Source organism: Streptomyces sp. BR123, assembly GCF_013401435.1.
Classification (GTDB): Bacteria; Actinomycetota; Actinomycetes; order Streptomycetales; family Streptomycetaceae; genus Streptomyces.
In genome coordinates, this window is the sequence record NZ_JACBGN010000470.1 from 1 (window position 1) to 3,530 (window position 3,530).

Here is a 3,530-nt window from a genome sequence, read left to right on the forward strand (position 1 = left end):
CCCCTGTCCTCCCCTCCCCTCTCCTCACCTCCAAGGAAAGACCTCCACCGTGACCACCGCATCGCGCGTCCTCGTCCTCAACTCCGGCTCCTCGTCGGTGAAGTACCAGCTGCTGGACATGGCGGACTCCTCCCGCCTGGCCGTCGGCCTGGTGGAACGCATCGGCGAGCAGACCTCCCGGATCGTCCACGAGCCGCTGGCCGGCCCGGGCGCCGCGGGCGGCAAGCGGGAGCGGGTGGGCGCGATCGCCGACCACGAGGCGGCCCTGGCTGCGGTCGCGGAGGAGCTCGCCGCCGACGGGATGGGCCTGGACTCCCCCGAACTGGCCGCCGTCGGGCACCGGGTGGTGCACGGCGGGACCCGGTTCACCGCCCCGACGGTGATCGACGACGAGGTGCTGGCGGAAATCCGCAGCCTGATCCCGCTGGCGCCGCTGCACAACCCGGCGAACGTGACCGGCATCGAGGTGGCGCGGGCGCTGCGCGGGGACCTCCCGCAGGTGGCGGTCTTCGACACGGCCTTCCACGCGACGATGCCGGAGCACGTCGCCCGGTACGCGATCGACGCCGCGACGGCGGAGAAGTACGCGATCCGGCGGTACGGCTTCCACGGCACCTCGCACGCGTACGTCTCCCGGGCCGCGGCCGCGCTGCTGGGCCGGCCAGTGGAGGACGTGAACGTGATCGTGCTGCACCTGGGCAACGGGGCCTCGGCCTCGGCGGTCCGGGGCGGGGTGTGCGTGGAGACCTCGATGGGCCTGACCCCGCTGGAGGGCCTGGTCATGGGCACCCGTTCGGGCGACCTGGATCCGGCGGTGGTCTTCCACCTGGCGCGGGTGGGCGGCCTCTCGGTGGACGAGATCGACTCGCTCCTGAACAAGAAGAGCGGTCTTCTGGGCCTGTGCGGCGACAACGACATGCGCGAGGTGCTGCGGCGTGCGGGCGAGGGCGACGAGTCGGCGCGGCTCGCCTTCGCGGCATACGTGCACCGGCTGAAGAAGTACATCGGCGCCTACGTGGCGGTGCTGGGCCGGGTGGACGCGGTGGCGTTCACGGCCGGCGTGGGCGAGAACGCCCCCCAGGTGCGCGAGGCCGCGGTCGAGGGCCTGGCGGAGCTGGGGCTCGTGCTGGATCCGGCGGCCAATGCCGTGCGCTCGGCCGGGCCGCGGCTCGTCTCCCCGGCCCACGCGCGGGTGGCCGTGGCCGTGGTCCCGACCGACGAGGAGCTGGAGATCGCCACCCAGGCGTATGCGCTGGTTACCCAGTAGTCACTTGGACTTTCCGCCAGACGGAATATTCCGCTGCGAAACAAACCGATAGGATCCGTCCATGCGCCGTTCCAAAATCGTCTGCACGCTGGGCCCCGCCGTCGACTCGTATGAGCAGCTGAAAGCGCTCATCGAGGCAGGCATGAACGTGGCCCGATTCAATTTCAGCCACGGTTCCCAGGCAGAACACCAGGAGCGGTACGACCGCGTCCGGCAGGTCTCCGCGGACACCGGGCGCGCGGTCGGCGTCCTCGCCGACCTCCAGGGTCCGAAGATCCGTCTGGAGACCTTCGCCGAGGGCCCCGTCGAGCTGGTGCGCGGTGACGAGTTCACCATCACCACCGAGGACGTCCCGGGTGACAAGTCCGTCTGCGGCACCACGTACAAGGGCCTGCCGGGCGACGTGGCCAAGGGCGACCAGGTCCTGATCAACGACGGCAACGTCGAGCTGCGGGTGACCGAGGTCGAGGGCCCGCGGGTCAAGACCATCGTCATCGAGGGCGGGGTCATCTCCGACCACAAGGGCATCAACCTGCCGGGCGCCGCCGTGAACGTCCCGGCCCTGTCCGAGAAGGACGTCGACGACCTCCGCTTCGCCCTGCGGATGGGCTGCGACATGGTCGCCCTGTCCTTCGTCCGCGACGCCAACGACGTCAAGGACGTCCACCGGGTCATGGACGAGGAGGGCCGCCGGGTCCCCGTCATCGCCAAGGTCGAGAAGCCGCAGGCCGTCGAGAACATGGAGGCCGTGGTCGCCGCCTTCGACGCGGTCATGGTGGCCCGCGGCGACCTGGCCGTCGAGTACCCGCTCGAAAAGGTCCCGATGGTCCAGAAGCGGCTCATCGAGATGTGCCGCCGCAACGCCAAGCCGGTGATCGTCGCGACCCAGATGATGGAGTCGATGATCACCAACTCCCGCCCGACCCGCGCGGAGGCCTCCGACGTCGCCAACGCCATCCTCGACGGCGCCGACGCGGTCATGCTGTCGGCCGAGTCCTCGGTGGGCGCGTACCCGATCGAGGCCGTGAAGACGATGTCGAAGATCGTCGCCGCGGCCGAGGAGGAGCTGCTGTCCAAGGGCCTGCAGCCGCTGGTCCCGGGCAAGAAGCCGCGCACCCAGGGCGGCTCGGTCGCCCGTGCCGCCTGCGAGATCGCGGACTTCCTCGACGGCAAGGCCCTGGTCGCCTTCACGCAGTCCGGCGACACCGCCCGCCGACTCTCGCGCTACCGCGCCGTGCAGCCGATCGTGGCGTTCACGACCGACGTCAACACCCGCAACCAGCTCACCCTGAGCTGGGGCGTGGAGTCCCACGTCGTCCCGCACGTGGACAACACCGACGCCATGGTCGACCTGGTGGACTCCGAGATGGTCAAGCTCGGCCGCTACAACGCCGGCGACACGATGATCATCACGGCCGGCTCCCCGCCCGGCGTCCCCGGCACGACCAACATGGTCCGCGTCCACCACCTGGGCGGCCCCGACCTCGCCTGACCCCCGCCCCGCCCGGCTCAGCCGCGCACACATGAGGCCCGCTTCCTGCCGGAGCGGGCCTCATGTGTGCGCGGGACTATCCCTCCGGCGGGCCCACGTAGTTCTTCAGGCCCGGGACGGTGAGGGTGCCGCCGAACTGGCCGGCCTGGACGACCTTGACGTTCGTGAAGAACGCGAAGGGGACGTTCAGGGGTGGCGGGCTGTTCGGGGAGAACTCGATCGGGATGATCCCGAACAGGTTGCCCTTGAGGTTCTCCGTGTACATCGTCACCTCGCCGCCGCGGATCTTGGACGTGGAGCCCGGGCGGGACTTCAGGTGGGCGACGTTCCCACTCTTGCCGACGGTCTGGTAGAGGTCCTTGATGTCCAGCGAGTCCGCGGTGAACTTCAGGACCTTCTTGGTCTTCCCGCTCGCGGTCTTCACCTCGACGATGCCCTTGTAGTCCAGGCCGTAGAGGGTCAGCAGCGAACTGTCCAGGTACCAGGGCTCGTCCGGCAGGAGCGGGATCCCCGGCTCCAGTTCGGCATCGGCCAGGGCCTTGGCGTCGTAGGTCGGGCACGGGAAGGGCTGCTTCCCGTCCGCGTCATTCGTCTCCCCGGCCTTGTCCTCGTCGTCCTTTTCGGCGTCGTCCTTGTCGGAGTTGCCCGTCTCGTCCTTGGGCTTGGCCGCGGTGTCCTTGACGTCCTGGGGCAGCTCGCGGACGTCGACGCCGGCCTTCTTCGCGGCTTCGCGGATCGCGTCGGCCGAGGGGTTCGGGGCCGGGGCGGACG

At 70.1% G+C, this 3,530-nt stretch carries 2 protein-coding genes and 1 pseudogene; 2 read left to right on the forward strand and 1 reads right to left on the reverse strand.

Going from position 1 to position 3,530, the window contains the following annotated elements:
* Window positions 1-49 precede the first annotated feature (49 nt).
* Window positions 50-1,267 carry an acetate kinase gene (locus HYE82_RS35110; protein WP_179178280.1) on the forward strand — a complete coding sequence of 406 codons (1,218 nt, stop codon included), beginning with the start codon at window positions 50-52 and terminating at the stop codon, window positions 1,265-1,267.
* 61 nt (window positions 1,268-1,328) lie between these two features.
* The gene (pyk, locus tag HYE82_RS35115; protein WP_179178281.1) at window positions 1,329-2,759 is read left to right on the forward strand and encodes a pyruvate kinase; all 1,431 of its coding nucleotides are present in this window, start codon (window positions 1,329-1,331) and stop codon (window positions 2,757-2,759) included.
* 76 nt (window positions 2,760-2,835) lie between these two features.
* Here the strand turns inward: pyk and HYE82_RS35120 are convergent.
* A pseudogene (locus tag HYE82_RS35120) lies at window positions 2,836-3,530 on the reverse strand (hypothetical protein); the annotation flags it as partial.

Excerpts from the sequence above, each read along its gene's own strand:
- pyk (WP_179178281.1), top strand. The coding sequence starts at position 1,329 with ATGCGCCGTTCCAAAATCGTCTGCACGCTGGGCCCCGCCGTCGACTCG.